The 19,236-nt window shown below is 61.7% G+C and carries 21 protein-coding genes; 10 read left to right on the forward strand and 11 right to left on the reverse strand.

Translation table 11 applies throughout. From position 1 onward, the window contains the following. Positions 1-393 carry a sulfurtransferase complex subunit TusD gene (tusD, locus tag AC19YS_RS27640; RefSeq protein ID WP_200623636.1) on the reverse strand — a complete coding sequence of 131 codons (393 nt, stop codon included), beginning with the start codon at positions 391-393 and terminating at the stop codon, positions 1-3. Positions 394-550: 157 nt separating this feature from the next. Between tusD and AC19YS_RS27645 the strand changes: the two genes are divergently transcribed. Next, complete coding sequence (locus AC19YS_RS27645; protein ID WP_500603098.1) at positions 551-1,732, forward strand: CaiB/BaiF CoA transferase family protein; 1,182 nt, start codon at positions 551-553, stop codon at positions 1,730-1,732. 91 nt (positions 1,733-1,823) lie between these two features. Here AC19YS_RS27645 and AC19YS_RS27650 read toward each other — a convergent pair whose 3' ends face one another. Together AC19YS_RS27650 and AC19YS_RS27655 are read right to left on the reverse strand one after the other, a co-directional pair. Beyond that, positions 1,824-2,318: a SprT family zinc-dependent metalloprotease gene (locus AC19YS_RS27650; protein WP_064454959.1), complete on the reverse strand. Its 495-nt coding sequence runs from the start codon at positions 2,316-2,318 to the stop codon at positions 1,824-1,826. 128 nt (positions 2,319-2,446) lie between these two features. After that, positions 2,447-3,049 (reverse strand): Yip1 family protein, encoded by a 603-nt coding sequence (locus tag AC19YS_RS27655; protein WP_500603099.1) that lies wholly within the window; start codon positions 3,047-3,049, stop codon positions 2,447-2,449. A gap of 361 nt (positions 3,050-3,410) precedes the next feature. On the opposite strand from AC19YS_RS27655, the gene ttcA reads away from it, so the two are divergent. After that, entirely contained in the window at positions 3,411-4,235 is an 825-nt protein-coding gene (gene ttcA, locus AC19YS_RS27660; RefSeq protein ID WP_106579845.1) for a tRNA 2-thiocytidine(32) synthetase TtcA, read from the forward strand. A 67-nt stretch (positions 4,236-4,302) separates the two neighbouring features. Further along, positions 4,303-4,974: a DNA-3-methyladenine glycosylase I gene (locus AC19YS_RS27665; RefSeq protein ID WP_119736245.1), complete on the forward strand. Its 672-nt coding sequence runs from the start codon at positions 4,303-4,305 to the stop codon at positions 4,972-4,974. A 92-nt stretch (positions 4,975-5,066) separates the two neighbouring features. Here the strand turns inward: AC19YS_RS27665 and AC19YS_RS27670 are convergent, their stop codons facing one another. Genes AC19YS_RS27670 through arsC form a run of 3 tightly spaced genes read right to left on the reverse strand, consistent with a single transcriptional unit; the run spans position 5,067 to position 6,434 of the window. Next, the gene (locus AC19YS_RS27670) at positions 5,067-5,486 is read right to left on the reverse strand and encodes a DUF2069 domain-containing protein (protein WP_106579843.1); all 420 of its coding nucleotides are present in this window, start codon (positions 5,484-5,486) and stop codon (positions 5,067-5,069) included. Then, positions 5,470-6,084, reverse strand: coding sequence for an NAD(P)H:quinone oxidoreductase (gene wrbA, locus AC19YS_RS27675; protein ID WP_106579842.1), 615 nt, complete (start codon positions 6,082-6,084; stop codon positions 5,470-5,472). The genes AC19YS_RS27670 and wrbA overlap by 17 nt, the downstream gene beginning before the upstream one ends. Next, a complete protein-coding gene (arsC, locus tag AC19YS_RS27680) occupies positions 6,081-6,434 on the reverse strand; it encodes an arsenate reductase (glutaredoxin) (RefSeq protein ID WP_119736241.1) in 354 nt (117 codons plus the stop codon). Before arsC ends, wrbA begins: the two co-directional genes overlap by 4 nt. 117 nt (positions 6,435-6,551) lie before the next feature. Here arsC and AC19YS_RS27685 point away from each other — a divergent pair, with 117 nt between their 5' ends. Beyond that, positions 6,552-7,013 (forward strand): TlpA disulfide reductase family protein, encoded by a 462-nt coding sequence (locus AC19YS_RS27685; protein ID WP_106579840.1) that lies wholly within the window; start codon positions 6,552-6,554, stop codon positions 7,011-7,013. Between the two features lie 116 nt (positions 7,014-7,129). On the opposite strand, the gene AC19YS_RS27690 is transcribed toward AC19YS_RS27685, so the two are convergent. From AC19YS_RS27690 to AC19YS_RS27705, 4 genes are all read right to left on the reverse strand, one after another. Continuing rightward, positions 7,130-7,534 carry an META domain-containing protein gene (locus tag AC19YS_RS27690; protein WP_200623642.1) on the reverse strand — a complete coding sequence of 135 codons (405 nt, stop codon included), beginning with the start codon at positions 7,532-7,534 and terminating at the stop codon, positions 7,130-7,132. Then, positions 7,531-7,971 carry a hypothetical protein gene (locus AC19YS_RS27695; protein WP_106579838.1) on the reverse strand — a complete coding sequence of 147 codons (441 nt, stop codon included), beginning with the start codon at positions 7,969-7,971 and terminating at the stop codon, positions 7,531-7,533. Before AC19YS_RS27695 ends, AC19YS_RS27690 begins: the two co-directional genes overlap by 4 nt. A gap of 71 nt (positions 7,972-8,042) precedes the next feature. After that, positions 8,043-9,032, reverse strand: a complete 990-nt coding sequence (locus tag AC19YS_RS27700; RefSeq protein ID WP_200623643.1) for a 2-hydroxyacid dehydrogenase — start codon at positions 9,030-9,032, stop codon at positions 8,043-8,045. A gap of 93 nt (positions 9,033-9,125) precedes the next feature. Next, the gene (locus AC19YS_RS27705) at positions 9,126-11,879 is read right to left on the reverse strand and encodes a response regulator (RefSeq protein WP_124417837.1); all 2,754 of its coding nucleotides are present in this window, start codon (positions 11,877-11,879) and stop codon (positions 9,126-9,128) included. Between the two features lie 205 nt (positions 11,880-12,084). Between AC19YS_RS27705 and AC19YS_RS27710 the strand changes: the two genes are divergently transcribed. Continuing rightward, positions 12,085-12,810 (forward strand): response regulator transcription factor, encoded by a 726-nt coding sequence (locus tag AC19YS_RS27710; RefSeq protein ID WP_124417836.1) that lies wholly within the window; start codon positions 12,085-12,087, stop codon positions 12,808-12,810. Continuing rightward, the gene (locus tag AC19YS_RS27715) at positions 12,797-14,155 is read left to right on the forward strand and encodes a sensor histidine kinase (protein WP_500603142.1); all 1,359 of its coding nucleotides are present in this window, start codon (positions 12,797-12,799) and stop codon (positions 14,153-14,155) included. Before AC19YS_RS27710 ends, AC19YS_RS27715 begins: the two co-directional genes overlap by 14 nt. Positions 14,156-14,161: 6 nt before the next feature. Here the strand turns inward: AC19YS_RS27715 and AC19YS_RS27720 are convergent, their stop codons facing one another. Beyond that, positions 14,162-14,677, reverse strand: coding sequence for a DUF2062 domain-containing protein (locus AC19YS_RS27720; RefSeq protein ID WP_106579834.1), 516 nt, complete (start codon positions 14,675-14,677; stop codon positions 14,162-14,164). 135 nt (positions 14,678-14,812) lie between these two features. On the opposite strand from AC19YS_RS27720, the gene AC19YS_RS27725 reads away from it, so the two are divergent. The 4 genes from AC19YS_RS27725 to lpxK all read left to right on the forward strand — a co-directional run bounded on the left by AC19YS_RS27725 (position 14,813) and on the right by lpxK (position 19,218). Then, on the forward strand, positions 14,813-17,038 hold the full coding sequence (locus AC19YS_RS27725) for a DNA internalization-related competence protein ComEC/Rec2 (RefSeq protein ID WP_500603101.1): 2,226 nt from the start codon (positions 14,813-14,815) through the stop codon (positions 17,036-17,038). Positions 17,039-17,147: 109 nt separating this feature from the next. Beyond that, the gene (pocA, locus tag AC19YS_RS27730; protein WP_106579832.1) at positions 17,148-17,783 is read left to right on the forward strand and encodes a flagellar polar localization protein PocA; all 636 of its coding nucleotides are present in this window, start codon (positions 17,148-17,150) and stop codon (positions 17,781-17,783) included. Then, entirely contained in the window at positions 17,780-18,208 is a 429-nt protein-coding gene (pocB, locus tag AC19YS_RS27735; RefSeq protein ID WP_106579831.1) for a flagellar polar localization protein PocB, read from the forward strand. Before pocA ends, pocB begins: the two co-directional genes overlap by 4 nt. Continuing rightward, the gene (gene lpxK, locus AC19YS_RS27740) at positions 18,208-19,218 is read left to right on the forward strand and encodes a tetraacyldisaccharide 4'-kinase (protein WP_106579830.1); all 1,011 of its coding nucleotides are present in this window, start codon (positions 18,208-18,210) and stop codon (positions 19,216-19,218) included. Before pocB ends, lpxK begins: the two co-directional genes overlap by 1 nt. Positions 19,219-19,236: the final 18 nt, after the last annotated feature.

Genomic DNA, 19,236 nt, shown 5'->3' on the forward strand with positions numbered 1-19,236 from the left:
TCACGGCCCTCCAAAACAGATCAGGCGGTCGGCAGCCTGGGCGGCATCGTGCAATTGCCCAAGGCCCGACAACGCCCACGGCGCATCCAGGTTCACCGCGCTGCGTTGGTAGCGTTTGGCTTCTTCGCCATTGAGCACGCCACGGCGCAAGGCAGCGGCAATGCACACCACGCCGTCCAACTGGTGCGCGCTGACAAACTCGCGCCATTGCCGGGCAATATCTTGCTCATCCTGGGGCGCGACGATGTTGCTGGAGGCGCTGTACACGCCGTCCTGATAAAAAAACAGCCGCACAATCTCATGCCCACCGGCAATCGCCGCTTGGGCAAACAGCAAGGCGCGGCGCGAGGAGGGCGCGTGGGCGGCGGAAAACAGCGCAATTGCGAACTTCATGGAACACTCTGCAAGCAAACGTGGGCCAATGATAAAGCCGCCGCGGCGAAAAAGCCCGCCGTGATCAAAACGGTCACCCTCGCTGATCGTTCTGACGATTGCCGGTAGGATCAAGCCTGCCTACGCTGTGGGCATTCGAAACCGAAATGGAGTCTCCATGTCAGGTCCCTTGGCGTCCCTCAAAGTGCTGGATTTTTCCACCTTGCTACCTGGCCCGTTTGCATCCTTGATGCTCGCGGACATGGGCGCCGAGGTGCTGCGGATCGAATCGCCTACACGCGTGGACCTGTTGCGCGTTCTGCCGCCGCACGATCACGGCACGTCGGCCAGCCACGCCTACCTCAACCGCAATAAGCGCAGCCTGGCGCTGGACCTCAAGCAGGCCGAGGCGCTGGAGATCGTGCGTGAGCTGGTCAAGGACTACGACATCGTCCTCGAGCAGTTTCGCCCCGGCGTCATGGAGCGTTTGGGACTGGGCTATGCGGCGCTCAATGCGATCAACCCCAGGTTGATCTACGTGTCGATCACCGGCTACGGCCAGACTGGGCCCTATAAGGACCGTGCCGGACACGATATCAATTACCTGGCGCTGGCCGGCATTGCCAGCCACACCGGGCGCCAGGACAGCGGACCTCTGCCGCTGGGCGTGCAATTGGCGGATGTGGCCGGTGGTTCGCTGCACGCGGTGGTGGGGTTGCTGGCGGCGGTGATAGCGCGTCAGCACAGCGGCGTGGGCCAACACCTGGATGTGAGCATGACGGACTGTTCGTTCAGCCTGAACGCCATGGCCGGCGCGGGTTACCTGGCCTGTGGGGTCGAGCCGGATTGGGAGGCCCAGGTGCTCAACGGCGGCAGCTTTTATGATTACTACCGCACGCGCGACGGGCGCTGGATGTCGGTCGGCAGCCTGGAGCCTGCGTTTATGCAGCAACTGTGCGAGGCGTTGGGCCGACCGGAGTTGGCAGCGCAAGGCCTGTCGCCCAGGCCGGAACAGCAAAAAGCCCTGAAGCTGGCGCTGCAGGTCGAGTTTGAAAAGCGCAGCTTTGAGCAGTTGTGCGAGCTGTTTGCCGGGGTGGATGCGTGTGTGGAGCCTGTATTGAGCTTGAGTGAAGCGGTGGAGCATCCGCAGTTGAAGGCGCGGAAGCTGATCAGCCAGGTGCCACGCGGCGATGGCTCGACTCAGGCGCAAATCGCCTGCCCGTTGAAGTTTTCACAGGGGTTGCCAAAGCCTCGGCACATGGGTGCGGCGGTGGGGGCGCATTCAGATGAAGTGTTGGCTGAGCTGGGGCTCAGTGCGCAACGAATAGCAGCATTGCGGCAGGCCAAGGTGGTTGGGTGACTGCTCGGCCGCTTTCGCGGGCCAGCCAGCTCCCATCTTTGATCGGCGGCGCGGTCAACAGGTGGGCGCTGGCTTGCCTGCGATGGGGCCCTCACTCCACCCGGGTTTCCCCGGTGTACACCAAGGTATGCCGGCAACGCCTGCACAAGTACCGTCGGCCCTGGTTCACCAAACCATGGCGCTGGGCTGAAAACGGGAAATCACTGTCGGCACATGGGCAGCGATAGATGTAACGCGTGACTTGCCGACGCTTGATTGCATAGGTGTGGCAGCGATCCGGCGGCAGTTCGTATACCCCGCGCATGATCAATTGCCATTCCTCGCCATGGGGCTGGATGCGTTCGCCAAACAATTGATGGGCGATCAGGTGCGCAACCTCATGGGCCACGGTCTGCTTCAGGAAATGTTGGCTGTTTTCACGGTACAGCTGTGGGTTGAAGCGCAGCAGGTTCTCGTGCAAATGCGCGACACCGGCCTTCTGGCCCCGCAGCTTGAGGCTGACCTGGGGGCGTTTGAAACTTCGTTTAAAAAAGGATTCTGCTTGCAGGAAACAATCTTCGACGCGGGTATTGAGTTGCTCGGGCATGCTGACCATATCTCCAGAGGCGCCCAGTATGCCGCAAAAGCAGGTGTTTCCGAATCTGTCAGGCGCCGAATGGTCATGCATGACGCACAAAGCCACCTTGCGGTGGCTTTGCCTGCGGGGTCAGCCGCTCAGTTGGTGTAGATCGGGCCTACGCCCAAGCCCCAGACGACCACGGTGAACGCCATGATCGCCACCAGTACCACCAGGCCCACCGCCAGCACCGAGCTGGAAAACAGGAACCCCTCGTCCGGGTCGATGCTCATGAACGTGGGCAGCCCCACATACAGCAGGTACACCGTGTAACAGATGGCGGCCGTGCCGACGACCATTCCCAGCCACATATGCGGATACAACGCCGCCAGCCCACCGATAAACAGCGGGGTCGCGGTGTAGGTGGCAAATGCTACGCACCGCGCCATGCTGGGGCTGGCGTCGTAGGTACGGGCCATCCAATGAATGAACGCGCCCATGACCGCCACGCCGCCGAGCATGGCCGCGTACGACATCAGGGTCATCCATAGGGCGCTTTCCTGGGTCAGCATCACCGGCGCGCGGCTGCCGATGACCCAGCCCACCTGGGTAGTGCCGATAAACGCCGATACGGCGGGGATCGCCGCGAGAATCAGGGTGTGAGTGAGGTACATGTGGCCAATGCTTTCTTCCTTATCGCCACGAATTTCCCGCCATTCCTGGTCGGGATGGGTAAACAGCCCCACGACGTGATGGATCATGCCAGTCACTCCTGTCGTTATTACCATCGCCCCCCATCGGAGCGCCCACGGGCCAAAGGCCTCAAAGGTCCCGGATAGCTGTGCGACCTTACGTCGCAGTATAGGAAGTGATGACCGGAAAAACTGCAGGGCTTTAGAGCAAATTGTGCTGTAAACAGGGGCGCTAATCGCGGTGAGGTCTGTCAGTAATGATGGGGTCCACCGTGGGAGCCGGCTTGCCTGCGCCAGCGATGGGTCAGCCAGTTACACGTGTGTGTCACAGCGCCATCGCAGGCAAGCCAGCTCCCACATTGGAACTCGGTCGGTCATGAAGGTAAAATGCCGGGCTTTTCGTCACACACCTCTAGCGGATCCAAGCGCCATGGGCACTCTTACGGTCAACCAGAACAAACTGCAAAAACGCCTGCGTCGCCTGGCCGGTGAAGCGGTCGCCGATTTCAACATGATCGAGGACGGCGACAAGGTCATGGTCTGCCTCTCCGGCGGCAAAGACAGCTACACCATGCTCGACGTGCTGTTGCACCTGCAAAAGGTCGCGCCGATCAAGTTCGAGATCGTCGCTGTCAACATGGACCAGAAACAGCCCGGCTTCCCCGAGCACGTATTGCCCGCCTACTTGAAAGCGCTGGGTATCGAGTACCACATCGTCGAAAAAGACACCTATTCGGTGGTCAAGGAGTTGATCCCGGAAGGCAAGACCACCTGCTCGCTGTGCTCGCGCCTGCGCCGTGGCACGCTCTACACCTTTGCCGATGAGATCGGCGCGACCAAGATGGCCCTCGGTCACCACCGTGATGACATCGTCGAGACGTTTTTCCTCAATATGTTCTTCAACGGCTCCCTCAAGGCCATGCCGCCCAAGCTGCGCGCCGATGACGGCCGCAACGTGGTGATCCGGCCGCTCGCGTATTGCAACGAGAAAGACATCCAGGCCTACTCCGACTTCAAGCAATTTCCGATCATCCCGTGCAACCTGTGCGGCTCCCAGGAAAACCTGCAGCGTCAGGTGGTCAAGGAAATGCTCGTGGACTGGGAGCGCAAGACCCCGGGCCGCACTGAAAGCATCTTCCGCAGCCTGCAGAATGTGATCCCCTCGCAGCTGGCCGACCGCAACCTCTTCGACTTCACCAGCCTGAAAATCGATGAGAGCGCCGCGTCGCGCTTCGTCAATGTTGTGAACCTCTAACACGTTTCAACGCTCTAAAAGACGGCGCTCACGGGCGCCGTCTTCAATTCAATTGCCAGGAGAGGGCATGCGCGATTACAAGTGGCTGCACGAATATTGTCTGAACCGTTTTGGTTCAGCGGCCGAGTTGGAAGCCCACCTGCCTGTTCCCAAGACCCCGGCACAGTTGCGCAAAATCAGTGACGATCGCTACCTGTCGACCCTGGCGCTGCGGGTATTTCGCGCCGGGCTCAAGCACAGTGTGGTGGATGGCAAGTGGCCCGCGTTCGAGCAGGTGTTTTTCGGCTTTGACCCGGAAAAGGTCGTGCTGATGGGCGCCGAACACCTGGAGCGCCTGATGCAGGACACGCGCATCATTCGTCACCTGGGCAAGCTCAAGAGCGTGCCGCGCAATGCGCAGATGATTTTGGACATTGAGCAGGAAAAGGGCAGCTTCGGCGCCTTTGTCGCGGACTGGCCGGTGACCGATATCGTCGGCTTGTGGAAGTACCTGAGCAAGCACGGCCACCAGTTGGGCGGGCTGTCGGCGCCGCGTTTTTTGCGCATGGTGGGCAAGGACACGTTTGTACCGAGCTATGACGTGGTGGCGGCGTTGAATGCGCAGAAGATCGTCGACAAAGTACCGACCAGCCTGCGCGATCTGGCAACGGTGCAGGGCGCATTCAACCAATGGCACGCCGAGAGCGGGCGGCCGATGTGTCAGTTGTCGATGATGCTGGCTTACACAGTGAATCATTGAGACCGAGGTGAGGCTATCGCAGGCAAGCCAGCTCCCACATTTTGACCGCCGCCGATCAAGTGTGGGGGCTGGCTTGCCTGCGACAGCGGTCTTCAGGCCGGCTGCACATCTGCCGCCAGCCGCCGATTCAACTGATGCCGCCACCGCACATATAACAGTGCGGTACAAAACACCGCCAGGCTCGCGAGCATTTCCAGCACCCCGAACCACTGCCGGTTCGGGTCATAGGCCGCCAGCGCGCCCTTGATGAAGTACAAATTCACCACAAAGCACATCCACGAATGCCCGCGTGCGCTGCCGAGCAGCATGCCCGGCGCCAGTACCAGCAGCGGCACCAATTCGATCAGCAGGATCACCCACGGGCGTGCGCCGTGCAGGTCGGCGACGAACAGGTAATACCCGCACAGCAAACCCACTAGCCCAAAAAACGCCAGCAGGCTGAGCGCGCGTGCGACGTTGACCCGTGGTTCCAGCCACGCCTGGGGCGGCAGGACCTTAGGCTTTCTGGCCACGGCCGTTCTCCAGCAACATGGCGGTGGTGGCCAGGCGCAGGCCGAGGGCGCGGCACAGGGTGATTTCGTGTTGGTCGAGCATGCGCTTGCCGTCGGGCCCCGAGTGATGGCTGGCGCCGTACGGCGTGCCGCCGCCCTGGGTGTCGAGCAGTGCTTGTTCGCTGTAGGGCAGGCCGGTAATCAACATACCGTGGTGCAGCAATGGCAGCAGCATCGACATCAGCGTGGTTTCCTGCCCGCCGTGCAGGCTGGCCGTGGAAGTGAACACGCCGGCTGGCTTGCCGACGAGGGCGCCGGTCAGCCACAGGTTGCTGGTGCCGTCGAGGAAATACTTGAGCGGCGCGGCCATGTTGCCAAAGCGGGTCGGGCTGCCAAGGGCCAGGCCCGAGCAGTTTTTCAGGTCATCGAGGCTGGCATACAGCGCGCCTTCGTCGGGAATGCTCGGTGCCACCGCTTCGCACTCGGTGGAGATCGCCGGCACGGTGCGCAATCTTGCTTCCATCCCGCCTTGCTCGATACCGCGGGCAATTTGCCGGGCCATTTCGCTCACCGAGCCATTGCGGCTGTAATACAACACCAGCACATAGGGCGCAGTCACGGCAGCAACTCCAGCAGGTTTTCCGGCGGGCGGCCAATGACGGCTTTATCGGCGGTTTCCAGGATCGGACGTTCCATCAGCTTCGGGTGTTCGGCAATCGCAGCAATCAGTTGCGCTTCGCTGAGGCTGGCGTCGGCCAGGTTGAGGGCTTTGTACTCGTCTTCGCCGGTGCGCAGCAATTGGCGTGCGCTGATGCCCAGCTTGCCCAGCAGCGCCTTTAATTGCGCGGCGTTCAGCGGGGTTTCGAGGTAGCGCACGACGGTCGGCGTGAGCCCACGGGCTTCCAGCAGTTCGAGCGCTCCGCGGGATTTCGAGCAGCGCGGGTTGTGATAAAGCGTCAGATCGGTCATGTGCGGGTCGCATCTTGCGTAAGGTGGCGGGTATTCTACCTGCGCAGCGTCCTGTCCTTAAACCGTAAGAGGCGATAGGTCGCAGCCAACGTTCATTTTTTTGCGAAGGATTACCCCATGACAAGGCGACTGATCGGTGCATTGGCGATCATCACAACCCTGCTGCTCAGCGGCTGCGGTAACGACTACGGCGTTGACCAATACGGTAACAAGGTCGCGTCAGAGCGCTTGGACAAACACTGGGTGGTGGTCAACTACTGGGCGGAATGGTGTGGCCCGTGCCGCACGGAGATCCCGGAACTCAATGCCTTGGCCGAGCAGCTGAAAGGGCAGAACGTTGGGGTTTTCGGGGTCAACTTTGACAATGTGCAGGGTGAAGAACTCAAGGCCGCCAGCGAGAAGCTGGGGATCAAGTTCACCGTACTGGCGCAGAACCCGGAAGAGATTTTCGATATCCCGCGCAGCGAGGCGTTGCCGGTGACCTACATCATTGATGACAAGGGCAAGGTCCGCGAGCAGTTGATGGGCGAGCAGACGGCGCAAGGGGTGCTCGCCAAACTCAAAGCCCTACGCGGTTAACTGTGCGGGAGGCGGCTAGCCTGCGATGCGGGCGACCCGGTACGTCTGTGATACCGAGTCGATGCTGTCGCAGGCAGGCCAGCTTCCACAACAAAGCCCGTTTGCAATGATGTCGATCAGCCTTCTTCAAGCCACAGCCGAATAGGCTTGCCTTCAGCCGGCCAGAAACGCGTCTGCTCGATCGGCGAGATGTCCCAACGCTCGACGCCTTGCAGGGCCTGGAAGAAGCGGTGCTCCTGCTCCATCAAGGCCTCGGCGCAGAGTTTGCGCGTGCTGCCGATCTTGCCGAAGTTCAGCTTGTTACCCTCTACGGTGTACGGCGCAAACCAGTGGTTGCAACCGCCATTGCCGTAGGCGCGACCATCGGCGCCAAGGGTGACGGTCAGGTGCGCGTAATCCATCAGCGGCCGCTCACCAATCCATTCCACCACATAGCTGTGATCCTGCTTGAGCTTCACCGCGTCGCCGGCGCAGCCGGTCAAGCCTATGCCGACGGCCGCGAGCAGCAGCGGGCCTTTCATTGCGCGGCCTGCTGGCATTTAGGGCAGCGATGCTTGTCGCCTTCGCTGGCCCAGCCCAATGCCTTGATGCGCGCGTTGGCGGCAGGTTGCAGCGGCTCTTTGGTCAGTTTGGTTTCTACCGCGAATTCAAATTCCAGCACGGTGTCGCAGCTGTCGCAGTTGACCTTCCAGGTATGAATTTCCAGCTCGCCGAATTTTGGCCCCTGGGCCATGGCGACCCATTGGCCTGCCGGGCGAATGGAGTAGCGCGCATCACCTTCGACGGTCAGGCGCATCGACAGGGTTTTACTGCCACGCAGGGTGACGATCAGCACGTCGCCGTGTTTGATCGAACCACCGTTGCCGGTGACTTGATAACGGCCCGGCACCAGGGCGCGGCATTCGATCAGGGTGTGTTGCGGGCTCAGCAAGCTGAAGCGGAAATCGTGTTCGGCCATGGATCCTCCAAATAGGCGCGGCATCCTATCACGGGTGCCGGCCCATCATGAGCCTGGTATGTGACCGCCGATCATCCTTCGACCAGGTTCTGCGGCTGGCCTTTGGCCCACGCGGCAATATTGCCCAACGTGGTGCTGGCGATGGCGGCCAGGGCCTCGCGGGTGAGAAATGCCTGGTGGGCGGTGATGATCACGTTGGGGAACGTCAACAGGCGTGCGAGCACGTCGTCTTGCAGCGGCAGGTCGGAGCGGTCTTCGAAAAACAGCTGGGCCTCTTCTTCATACACATCTAGCCCGAGGTAGCCGAGTTGGCCGTCCTTGAGGGCTTCGATCAGCGCCGGCGTGTCCACCAGGCCGCCACGGCCGGTGTTGATCAGCATCGCGCCGCGCTGCATCTGCGCCAGGGAGCGGGCGTTGATCAGGTGTTGGCTGTCGGCGGTCAGCGGGCAATGCAGGCTGATGATCTGCGCGTGCGCCAGCAGCTCGGGCAGGCTCACGTAACGTGCGCCAAGGGCCTGCACCTGCGGGTTGGGGAAAGGGTCGTAGGCCAGCAATTGGCAGCCGAAGCCGGCCATTATCTTGGCGAACGTGGCGCCGATCTGCCCGGTGCCGACCACGCCGACGGTCTTGCCCACCAGGTCGAAACCGGCCAGCCCGTGCAAGCTGAAATCGCCATCGCGGGTGCGGTTGTAGGCGCGATGCAGGCGGCGGTTAAGGGCGAGAATCAGCGCCACGGCATGCTCGGCCACCGCGTGGGGCGAGTAGGCCGGCACCCGCACGATGGTCAGGCCCAGGCGCTGGGCGGCGGGCAGGTCGACATGGTTGTAACCGGCCGAGCGCAGGGCAATCAGACGCGTGCCGCCTGCGGCCAGTTGCTCCAGCACCGGGGCGCTGAGGTCGTCATTGATAAACGCGCAAACCACTTCGTGGTGTTCGGCCAGGGCCACGGTGTCGAGATTGAGCCGCGCAGGCTGAAATTGCAGCTCAAGGCCGGCCGGCAGTGGCTCGCCAAGAAAACTGTCGCGGTCGTAGGTCTGGCTGCTGAAAAGAATGACGCGCATTAAAAAGCTCCCTGCAAGTTGCGAGTTGCAAGCGCAGACCCTTGAAGACAGGAGCAAACCCGCGCCGCAAGTGCCCGCGCCTATAAAATAAACTCAGGCGCTGACGCGCGCCTCACTGGCCAGGCGGGCAATCGCCATGTCCAGTTCATCCAGGGCCGCCATGGCCTTGGCGTCGTCCTGCTTGAGCAAGGTCTCGGCGCGTTGGCAGGCGGCGCGCAATTGCGGCACACCGCAGTAACGGGTGGCGCCGTGCAGCCGGTGGACGCGCTCGATCAGGGCATTGTTGTCTTTGGCTTCGCGGGCGACGGTGATCGCCAGGCGGTCGGCTTCCAGAGAGGCCAGCAGCATGGCGAGCATGTCGGCGGCCAGATCGGATTTGTTGGCCGCCAGACGCAGGCCTTCCTCATGGTCCAGTACCAACAGTTTCACGCCTGTGCCCGAACTGTCGTTGGTGCGTTCCGGGCCCTGGTTGCGCAGGGCCAGGCCGGTCCACTTCAGCACCACTTGGGCCAGTTGGCGTTCGCTGATGGGTTTGGTCAGGTAGTCGTCCATGCCGCTTTGCAGCAGCGCGCGTTTTTCGTTGGCCATGGCATGGGCGGTGAGGGCTACCACCGGCAACGGCGTGCCGTGGCGCTCGCTTTCCCATTGGCGAATAGCCTCGGTGCTTTGGCGGCCGTCCATGCCGGGCATTTGTACGTCCATCAGCACCAGGTCGAATGTTTCCTGTTTCACCGCGTCAATGGCGGCATAGCCGCTTTCTACCGCCTGCACCTTGGCGCCCATGTCTTCGAGCAGGGTTTGTACCAGCAACAGGTTTGCCGGGTTGTCATCCACGCAGAGCACGCGCGGCGCTCGGCTGGACAGCGGCTCGCCGGGTTCGCTGCGCAAGGGGCGCGGGCTGATCAGGTCGGCCAGTGCGCGGCGCAACTTGCGCGTACAGGCGGGTTTGGCCTGCAACTGACTGTTGGGGTTGGGCACCGACTGGTTGAACAGCATCTGCTCGGTGGTCGGGCACAGCACCAGCACTTTGCAGCCCAGGTGTTCCAGGTCCCACAAATGCTGGTTGAGGCGTTCGGGCGGAATATCATTGGCCGTGACGCCGAGTACGGCAAGGTCGATGGCCTGCTCGGTCTGATGCGCGCTGGTGATGCCGTTGGTGAGGCTTTCCAGGGTGTTGAACGGCGTCACTTCCAGGCCGCAATCTTCCAATTGGTGTTGCAGGGCCTGACGCGCCAGCTCGTGGTTTTCCAGCACCGCCACGCGACGCCCCAGCAGTGGCGCAGAGGGCAGGTCGTCGACGTCATCGCGGGTTTTCGGCAGGTTGAGGCTTATCCAGAATTCAGAGCCTTCTCCCGGCGTGCTGTCGACACCGATCTCACCGCCCATCTGCTCGATCAGTCGTTTCGAGATCACCAGGCCCAAGCCGGTACCGCCCGGTTGCCGCGACAGGGAGTTGTCGGCCTGGCTGAACGCCTGAAACAGTGCGCGCACGTCCTGGTTGGACAAGCCGATGCCGGTGTCTTGCACACTGATGCGCAGCTGTACGCTGTCCTCCTGTTCGTCCTCGACCATCGCGCGGGCCACGATAGTGCCTTCGCGGGTGAACTTGATCGCATTGCTGATCAGGTTGGTGAGGATCTGCTTGAGTCGCAACGGGTCGCCGACCAGCGCCAACGGGGTATCGCGGTACACCAGGCTGACCAGTTCGAGCTGCTTGGCATGGGCAGCGGGCGCGAGGATGGTCAGGGTGTCTTGCAGCAAGTCGCGCAGGTTGAAAGGCACGCTGTCGAGTACCAGCTTGCCGGCCTCGATTTTCGAGAAGTCGAGAATTTCGTTGATGATGCCCAGCAGGTTGTCGGCGGACTTTTCGATGGTGCCCAGGTAGTCCAGTTGGCGCGGCGACAGTTCGCTTTTTTGCAACAAGTGAGTGAAACCGAGAATGCCATTGAGCGGGGTGCGGATTTCATGGCTCATATTGGCCAGGAACTCCGACTTGATACGGCTGGCCTCCAGGGCCTCTTTGCGCGCCAGGTCCAGCTCGATGTTCTGGATTTCAATGGTTTCCAGGTTTTGGCGCACGTCTTCGGTGGCCTGATCGATGCTGTGCTGCAACTCTTCCTGGGCATTTTGCAGGGTTTCGGCCATGCGATTGATGCCCGAGGCCAACTGGTCCAGTTCCTGGCTGCCCAAGGGTGGCAAGCGGGTTTCCAGGTTGCCGTCCTTGAGTTGGGCCACGGCCAGCTTGATCTGGCCAATCGGCGAGTTGATCGTGCGGCTGATCCGCAGCGCAAGCGCGGCGGTGCAGATCAGGCCGATGGCGATCAACAGCAAGCTGGCGAACAGGCTGCGATAGCCGCGCAACAACATGCCATTGTGCGACAGCTCTACCTCGACCCAGCCCAGCAAACGATCGGCTTCATCGGGAATCAGCTCGCCTGCGAGGTTGCGGTGGCGGCCAAATACCGGCAGCAGGTAGCGCGTGGCGTCATTGCCGGTGCGCTGCAGCAGGTGGGAGCTGTTACCGACGGGCGGCTGGTTGAGCATGGTCGGGCCGGCGTGCGCCAGGGGCGAGCGGTCCGGCGCCAGAAACGACACGGCACGCACGTCCGGTTGTTCCAGCGACTGGGTGGCGATGCGTTCCAGCAGGTCGGTGTTCTTGCTACTCAGGGCAGGGGCTACCAGCGGCGCCAACTGCTCGGCAATCATTTCGCCACGCTGCAGCAATTGGGTTTGCAACTCCGAGAGCTGCATCCAGGTGAAATAACCCCCCAACAACAGGGCCATCAGGCTGGTCGGTAATAAGGTCAGCAACAGTACGCGGCCTTTTATCCCCATTCTTCTAAGCACGCCACTCTCCTGCTACCACATTGTTTTCGATTATCTGCGCGGGCATCCGGCCCACGCCACCTGCGCAGTGTAGCCATTTGCGCGGTCTGGAATCTCGCAAATTAATGACATACCGCAATCTTCGGGCCATTGAGAGCCGGGTGGCGATTGCCTGGGGCAGTTTAATCTTGAATAATCAGCGATTGAGAATGACTTGCAGACGCTAATGACTCCCGCAGCTGGCTCACCCAGTATCCTGACAATCGAAGACGACCCTGTGCTGGGTGCTTATGTGCATGAGCATCTGGGCCGCTGTGGCTTCCAGGTGACCTGGTGCCAGAACGGCCAGCAAGGTCTGCAAATGGCCCGCGACCAGGCGTTCGACGTGGTGTTGATGGATATCCTGCTGCCCGGGATGGACGGGTTGTCGATCCTCACCCACCTGCGCCAGAGCCATGCGATCCCGGTGATCCTGATGTCGGCGCTGGGCGCAGAAGCCGACCGTATCAGTGGCTTTCGCCTCGGTGCGGACGACTATCTGCCCAAGCCGTTCAGCATGATCGAGCTGCGGGTGCGCATTGAAGCGATCTTGCGCCGCGTGGCCCTGGATCGGCGCCCGCTGCCCACGCCTCGGGCGGTGCGCGACGACACTCGCACGCTGCGCTTTGACGACGAGCTGTGCGATGTCTTTTATCAGGCGCACTGGGCCGGGCTGACCCGCAGCGAATACCGTCTGTTGGAAACCCTGCACCGCAATGCTGACGAAGTGCTCAGCAAAGCCTTCCTCTATCAGCATGTGTTGCAGCGCGGTTATGCGCCCCACGACCGCAGTCTGGACATGCACGTCAGCCAGATTCGCCGCAAGCTCAAGGCCATCGGCTACAGCGAGTGTGAAGTGCGCACGGTATGGGGCAAGGGTTACGTACTGAGCGGCCATGATGAAGGGCTTTGAGCGGTTGCCGGGCAAGCATTCGTTATTCTGGAAACTGGCCTGCCTGCTGATCGCTTTCTGTTTGCTGATGATTTGGCTCAGTTGGTCCTGGGGCCGCTACATGGAAGAGCAGAATGCCTACGTGGCCGAGGAGTCGCGCGAGATTCTGCTGGGTTATGCCGCGGGCGCCGAACTGGCCTGGAGTACCCAGGGCAGGACAGGCGTGGATGCCTGGTTAGCGCTTATGGCCAAGCGTGAATCCACGTGGATCGGTGTGATCGGCAACGACTTGCAGTCTTTGAGCAGCACGCCACTGAGTGACAAGGAAAGCCAGCGCCTGACCTTTCTGCGCGGGTTGGAGTGGCCTGTCAGCCGGCATGTCAAAGGCCTGCCGTGGATGAAAATCCCGTTTCCGGTCGACCCAGGCGCGGGTTCACTGGTGATTGAACTGCCCCAGCGTTTCATGCCTGGGCGCTACCAGTTGTTTTGGCGCGTGGTGACCAATGGCGTGATTCCAGGCCTGTTTACGCTGTTGCTGTGTATTGGGCTTTACCGGCTTTTGATCATGCCCCTGAATCAATTGCGTGAGCAGGCCAATGCCTGGCGCGCCGATCAATTGAATACGCGCATGTCGCGCGAGGCTACCAGCCGTCAGGACGAGCTGGGTGAACTGGGCCGGGCCTTTGACCATATGTCCGAGCGCTTGCAGGGCACGGTGGTGTTGCAGCAACAACTGTTGCGGGACATGTCCCATGAGCTGCGCACACCGTTGAGCCGTTTGCGCGTGGCCTGCGACAGCGAACAGGATTTGACGCAGTTGCGTGAGCGCCTGGGCCGGGAAATCGATGCCATGCAGCGCCTGGTGGAAGACAGCCTGCAACTGGCCTGGCTGGACAGCGAACGCACGCCGTTGCCCAATGAAGATATTCAACTTCCGGCCCTGTGGGACATGCTGAGGGAAAACGCCTGCTTTGAAAGTGACTGGCCGGCGTCGCGTTTACCTTGCCGGTTGCCCGCAGACTGCTGGGTACAGGGCAACCTGAACGCGCTGGCCCAGGCCCTGGAAAACATCCTGCGTAACGCCATTCGGCATTCGCCCCCGCACGGGCGGGTGCAGCTTGATGGCTGTCGAGACGCTGATTACTGGCATATCTGGCTGGAGGATCAGGGCGCCGGCATTGATGAGTGTGACCTGGAGCGAATTTTCGCGCCTTTCACACGCTTGGAAGGGTCACGGCCCGGTGATGGCGGTTTCGGCCTGGGCCTGAGCATCGCCCGTAATGCCGTACAGCGTCAGGGCGGGCGTTTGTGGGCGGAAAATACCGGGCAAGGCCTGCGGGTCCATTTGCGTCTGTTGGCGCGTTAGCTTTTTTCACGCGCGACGCTGCTTGCGCTTCTTCCACTGGTGCGCGACCCACCAACGCCAATAGCCCATGGTCAGGCAGTAGGCCAACGCGCCCAACACCAGCCCCAAGACCACCGACCCCAACAGGAATGGCTGCCACAGCGTGCTCAACTGGCCGCTGATCCACTCCCAGGTGAGGTTGTCCGGCAGGCTGCGCGGCGGCACGTTCATCAGCCAGGCACCGGTCAGGTAAGTGCAGATAAACACCACCGGCATGGTGATCGGGTTGGTCAGCCACACCAGGCTGACGGCGATAGGCATATTGCCGCGCACCACAATCGCCAGGATCGCGGCCAGCAACATCTGCAGCGGAATCGGGATGAATGCCGCGAACAGGCCCACCGCCATGGCGCGCGCGACGGAGTGCCGGTTCAGGTGCCAGAGGTTGGGGTCATGCAGCAACGTGCCGAGAAATCGTAAAGACTTGTGTTCCCTGATACTCGTGGGATCGGGCATGTACCGTTTGAATAAGCGCCGGGGCATAAGGGGTCCAGGTCAGTTCGAGGGGCAAGTATGCCCGCATTCTATAAACAGAAAATTCAGACTTTGTGACAAAACATCATCGGCAGCGCTGGGCGAGCGACTAAGACTGAGTGGATCACTTGCAAAGGATGATTCATGAAAATCGGCATGTTTGCGCTCGGACTTGGCCTGCTTTCGTTGCGACTTTTGCCCGCACTGCCGCCTACCGGATGGTTACTGGCCATTTGGGTGATTGCATTGATGTTGTTGCCTTTTCGCACCTACCCGGTGGCCTTTTTCCTGTTCGGATTGGGCTGGGCGTGCCTGAGCGCGCAGTGGGCGTTGGACGACCGTCTGAAGCCGGCGCTGGATGGCCAGACGCGCTGGGTAGAAGGCCGCGTGACCGGGTTGGCGCAGCAGACGAGCACCGGCGTACGGTTTGAACTGACCGACAGTCGGTCACGCACAGCCCGCTTACCCAAGCGCATTCGGGTGTCCTGGCACGGTGGCCCGCCAGTCAACAGCGGTGAGCGTTGGCGCCTGGCGATCACGTTGAAGCGGCCCACGGGGCTGCTCAACTTTCACGGTTTTGACCACGAAGCCTGGCTCCTGGCCCAACGTATCGGGGCCACGGGATCGGTCAAGGACGGCCAGCGCCTGGCGCCAGCCCGCAATGCCTGGCGCGATGCTGTCCGGCAACGCTTGGCGGCGGTGGACGCCCAAGGGCGCGAGGCGGGTTTGGCGGCGTTGGTATTGGGCGATGGCTCTGGGCTGGCTGCCAGCGACTGGCAGGTATTGCAGGACACCGGAACCGTGCACCTGCTGGTGATTTCCGGCCAGCACATCGGCTTGCTGGCGGGGTTGATCTACGGCCTGGTGGCCGGGCTCGCCCGCCACGGCTGTTGGCCTCGAGCCTTGCCGTGGCTGCCATGGGCGTGTGGCCTGGCCTTTGCCGCCGCGCTGGGATACGGCCTGTTGGCTGGGTCTGGTGTGCCGGTACAACGGGCCTGTGTGATGGTTGGCCTGGTATTGCTGTGGCGTTTGCGCTTCCGGCATTTGGGGATCTGGTGGCCACTGTTGTTGGCGCTCGACGCCGTGCTGGTGCTGGAACCGTTGGCGAGTTTGCAGCCGGGGTTCTGGTTGTCGTTCGCGGCCGTCGCGGTACTGGTACTGGCCTTCAGCGGGCGCTTGGGTCCATGGAGTCTGTGGCACGCATGGACGCGTCCACAGTGGTTGATTGCCGTCGGGTTATTTCCGTTACTGCTGGTGCTGGGCTTGCCTGTAAGCCTGAGTGCGCCAGTGGCGAATCTGTTTGCCGTGCCATGGATCAGCCTGGTGGTATTGCCATTGGCGCTGCTGGGGACTGCACTGCTGGCGATTCCGTTTGTGGGTGAAAGCTTGCTGTGGCTGGCCGGCGGCGCACTCGATGGGCTTTTCAGGGCCCTGACGCTGCTGGCGAGCCAGCAGCCGGCCTGGATACCGGCCGAGGTGCCCCTGGTGTATTGGTGTGTAAGCCTGGCGGGCGCGGTGTTGTTGCTGCTGCCTCAAGGCCTGCCGTTTCGGCTGCTGGGCTGGCCAATGCTGCTGCTGGCGGTCTTTCCACCCAGGCAGCCCGTGCCTGTTGGGCAGGTTGAAGTGGTGCAGTTGGATGTCGGCCAGGGACAGGCGCTGGTCCTGCGCACGCGTCATCACACCTTGCTTTACGATGCGGGGCCGCGTTCCGGCGAGTTTGATCTTGGCGCGCGTGTGGTGCTGCCCGCGTTGAAAAAGCTCGGGGTCGAGACCTTGGACCTGTTGGTGATCAGCCATGCTCACGCGGACCACGCGGGCGGTGCGGCAGCAGTTGCCCAAGGGCTTGCAGTCCAGCGGGTAATCGGAGGAGAAACCCAAGGCTTGCCGGCATTGCTCGATGCTCAACCCTGTGTCAGTGGCGAGCAATGGGAGTGGGACGGTGTGGCGTTTGAACTGTGGCAGTGGCCTGGCGCCACTAGCAGCAATCCGAAATCCTGTGTATTGGGTGTAAGCGCCAACGGCGAACGCCTGCTGTTGACCGGCGATATTGACCGCGCTGCCGAACGGGCCTTCCTCGCGTCCCCCCTGGCGGTACGGACCGATTGGCTGCAGGCGCCGCATCATGGCAGTCGCAGTTCTTCATCCTGGCCCTTGCTGGAACAACTTGCGCCCAAATCGGTCCTGATCTCACGGGGGCGTGGCAACGCGTTCGGTCATCCGCACCCGCAAGTGCTGGCGCGTTATCAGGCGTTGGGCAGTCGCGTGTACGACAGCGCCGAGCAAGGCGCCGTGCGGGTGCAATTGGGCGCCTTTCAACCACCTGATGTTGCTCGCAGTCAACGCCGCTTCTGGCGTGACGCGTTACCCTAAACCAACATCGCCCAAGGCCCGGGCCCGCGACGGGCGGGCCGGTGGCTGACGAGCCACGCTGACGAACCTATATGGTAAAGTGGCGCACTTTTTCGAGGGGACATTCACTGTGTGGGAATTGGTCAAATCCGGCGGCTGGATGATGTTGCCGATCATCTTGAGCTCCATCGCCGCACTCGGCATCGTCGCCGAACGCCTGTGGACCCTGCGTGCCAGCCGCATCACGCCCGAGCATTTGCTGGGGCAGGTGTGGGGCTGGATCAAAAACAAGCAACTGGATAAAGACAAACTCAAGGAATTGCGCGCCAACTCCCCCCTGGGTGAAATCCTGGCTGCCGGCCTTGCCAACTCCAAACATGGTCGCGAGATCATGAAAGAGTGCATTGAGGAAGCCGCCGCCCGGGTCATCCACGAGATGGAGCGCTATATCAATGCGCTCGGCACCATCGCGGCCATGGCGCCATTGCTCGGCCTGCTGGGGACGGTGTTGGGCATGATTGATATTTTCAGCTCGTTCATGGGCTCAGGCATGACCACCAATGCCGCGGTATTGGCAGGCGGTATCTCCAAGGCCTTGATTACCACGGCTGCGGGCCTGATGGTCGGTATTCCTTCGGTGTTTTTCCACCGTTTCCTGCAACGCCGCATCGATGAACTCGTCGTCGGTATGGAGCAGGAAGCCATCAAACTGGTGGAAGTGGTGCAGGGCGATCGTGATGTCGATTTCGTCGAGGGCCGGGTGTGAAATTTCGCCGCAAGCAACGGGAAAACGTTGATATCAACCTCGCGTCGCTGATTGACGTGGTGTTCATCCTGCTGCTGTTCTTCGTCGTCACCACCACGTTCACCCGGCAAACCCAGCTGCGTGTCGACTTGCCGGAAGCGGTGAGCGGCTCGCCGGCCGAGGACCAGGATGCCAAGCAATTGGATATTGCCATCAGCGCCGACGGGGTGTTTTCGGTGAATAACCAATTGCTTGAGAAAAATGACCTCACCAGCCTGATGGACGCCTTGCAGAAAGAATCCGGCGGCGATACCAACATGCCACTTTCGATCAGTGCAGACGGCAAAACCCAGCATCAAGCCGTGATCACCGCGATGGATGCTGCCGGCAAGCTCGGCTTCACCCATCTGCGCATGACCACCGTAGAGGCGGCGGCCCAACCCTGATGGCCATGTCCGATCGTTTGCTCAAGGCCTGGTACGAAGGCCACCCGGCCCTCACGCTGCTGCGGCCGCTGGAGTCTTTGTATCGCCGCGTGGTGCAGCGCAAACGTGCGCGTTTTCTGGCGGGCGAGGGCGCGATCTATCAATCGCCGGTACCGGTGGTGGTGGTCGGTAATATCACTGTGGGCGGCACGGGCAAAACGCCGCTGATTCTGTGGCTTATCGATCACTGCCGGCGCAGTGGTTTGCGGGTAGGGGTGGTCAGTCGCGGTTACGGTGCCAAACCGCCGCAGTTGCCGTGGCGGGTCGAGGCGAGCCAAAGCCCTGAAGTGGCCGGTGACGAGCCGTTGCTGATCGTGCAGCGCAGCGGCGTCCCGCTGATGATTGACCCAGACCGCAGTCGCGCGGTGAAAGCGCTGCTGGCCAGCGAGCCCCTTGACCTGATTCTTTCCGACGACGGCCTGCAGCATTACCGCCTGGCCCGAGACCTTGAACTGGTGTTGATCGACGCCGCCCGTGGCCTCGGCAACCGCCGTTGCTTGCCGGCCGGGCCCTTGCGTGAGCCGGTCGAGCGTCTGCAGAGTGTCGATGCGCTGCTCTATAACGGTGCCGCGTCCGATCGCGAGGATGGCTTCGCCTTCCGTCTGCAACCCACAGCGCTGATCAATTTGAAAACCGGTGAGCGCCAGCCCGCCGATTATTTTCCGGTGGGCCAGCAGGTCCATGCGGTCGCGGGTATTGGCAACCCGCAGCGTTTCTTCACTACCCTTGAAACGCTACACTGGCTGCCGATACCGCATGCGTTTGCCGACCACGCGCCCTACAGCGCCGATGTCTTGAATTTTACGCCGGCATTGCCGCTGGTCATGACCGAAAAGGACGCGGTGAAGTGCCGCGCCTTTGCCCGTCCCGACTGGTGGTACCTTGCAGTGGATGCGCTGCCGTCACCGGCGTTTGTCGCCTGGTTCGACACGCAACTGATGCGCTTGCTGCCCGCCCGACTCTTGCCTTAAATCGCTTTTACCCAGGAA

It is taken from the genome of Pseudomonas sp. MF08831 (assembly GCF_059862645.1).

Excerpts from the sequence above, each read along its gene's own strand:
- tusD (WP_200623636.1), bottom strand. The coding sequence starts at position 393 with ATGAAGTTCGCAATTGCGCTGTTTTCCGCCGCCCACGCGCCCTCCTCG.
- AC19YS_RS27645 (WP_500603098.1), top strand. The coding sequence starts at position 551 with ATGTCAGGTCCCTTGGCGTCCCTCAAAGTGCTGGATTTTTCCACCTTG.
- AC19YS_RS27650 (WP_064454959.1), bottom strand. The coding sequence starts at position 2,318 with ATGCCCGAGCAACTCAATACCCGCGTCGAAGATTGTTTCCTGCAAGCA.
- AC19YS_RS27655 (WP_500603099.1), bottom strand. The coding sequence starts at position 3,049 with ATGATCCATCACGTCGTGGGGCTGTTTACCCATCCCGACCAGGAATGG.
- ttcA (WP_106579845.1), top strand. The coding sequence starts at position 3,411 with ATGGGCACTCTTACGGTCAACCAGAACAAACTGCAAAAACGCCTGCGT.
- AC19YS_RS27665 (WP_119736245.1), top strand. The coding sequence starts at position 4,303 with ATGCGCGATTACAAGTGGCTGCACGAATATTGTCTGAACCGTTTTGGT.
- arsC (WP_119736241.1), bottom strand. The coding sequence starts at position 6,434 with ATGACCGATCTGACGCTTTATCACAACCCGCGCTGCTCGAAATCCCGC.
- AC19YS_RS27685 (WP_106579840.1), top strand. The coding sequence starts at position 6,552 with ATGACAAGGCGACTGATCGGTGCATTGGCGATCATCACAACCCTGCTG.
- AC19YS_RS27690 (WP_200623642.1), bottom strand. The coding sequence starts at position 7,534 with ATGAAAGGCCCGCTGCTGCTCGCGGCCGTCGGCATAGGCTTGACCGGC.
- AC19YS_RS27695 (WP_106579838.1), bottom strand. The coding sequence starts at position 7,971 with ATGGCCGAACACGATTTCCGCTTCAGCTTGCTGAGCCCGCAACACACC.
- AC19YS_RS27700 (WP_200623643.1), bottom strand. The coding sequence starts at position 9,032 with ATGCGCGTCATTCTTTTCAGCAGCCAGACCTACGACCGCGACAGTTTT.
- AC19YS_RS27710 (WP_124417836.1), top strand. The coding sequence starts at position 12,085 with ATGACTCCCGCAGCTGGCTCACCCAGTATCCTGACAATCGAAGACGAC.
- AC19YS_RS27715 (WP_500603142.1), top strand. The coding sequence starts at position 12,797 with ATGAAGGGCTTTGAGCGGTTGCCGGGCAAGCATTCGTTATTCTGGAAA.
- AC19YS_RS27720 (WP_106579834.1), bottom strand. The coding sequence starts at position 14,677 with ATGCCCCGGCGCTTATTCAAACGGTACATGCCCGATCCCACGAGTATC.
- AC19YS_RS27725 (WP_500603101.1), top strand. The coding sequence starts at position 14,813 with ATGAAAATCGGCATGTTTGCGCTCGGACTTGGCCTGCTTTCGTTGCGA.
- lpxK (WP_106579830.1), top strand. The coding sequence starts at position 18,208 with ATGGCCATGTCCGATCGTTTGCTCAAGGCCTGGTACGAAGGCCACCCG.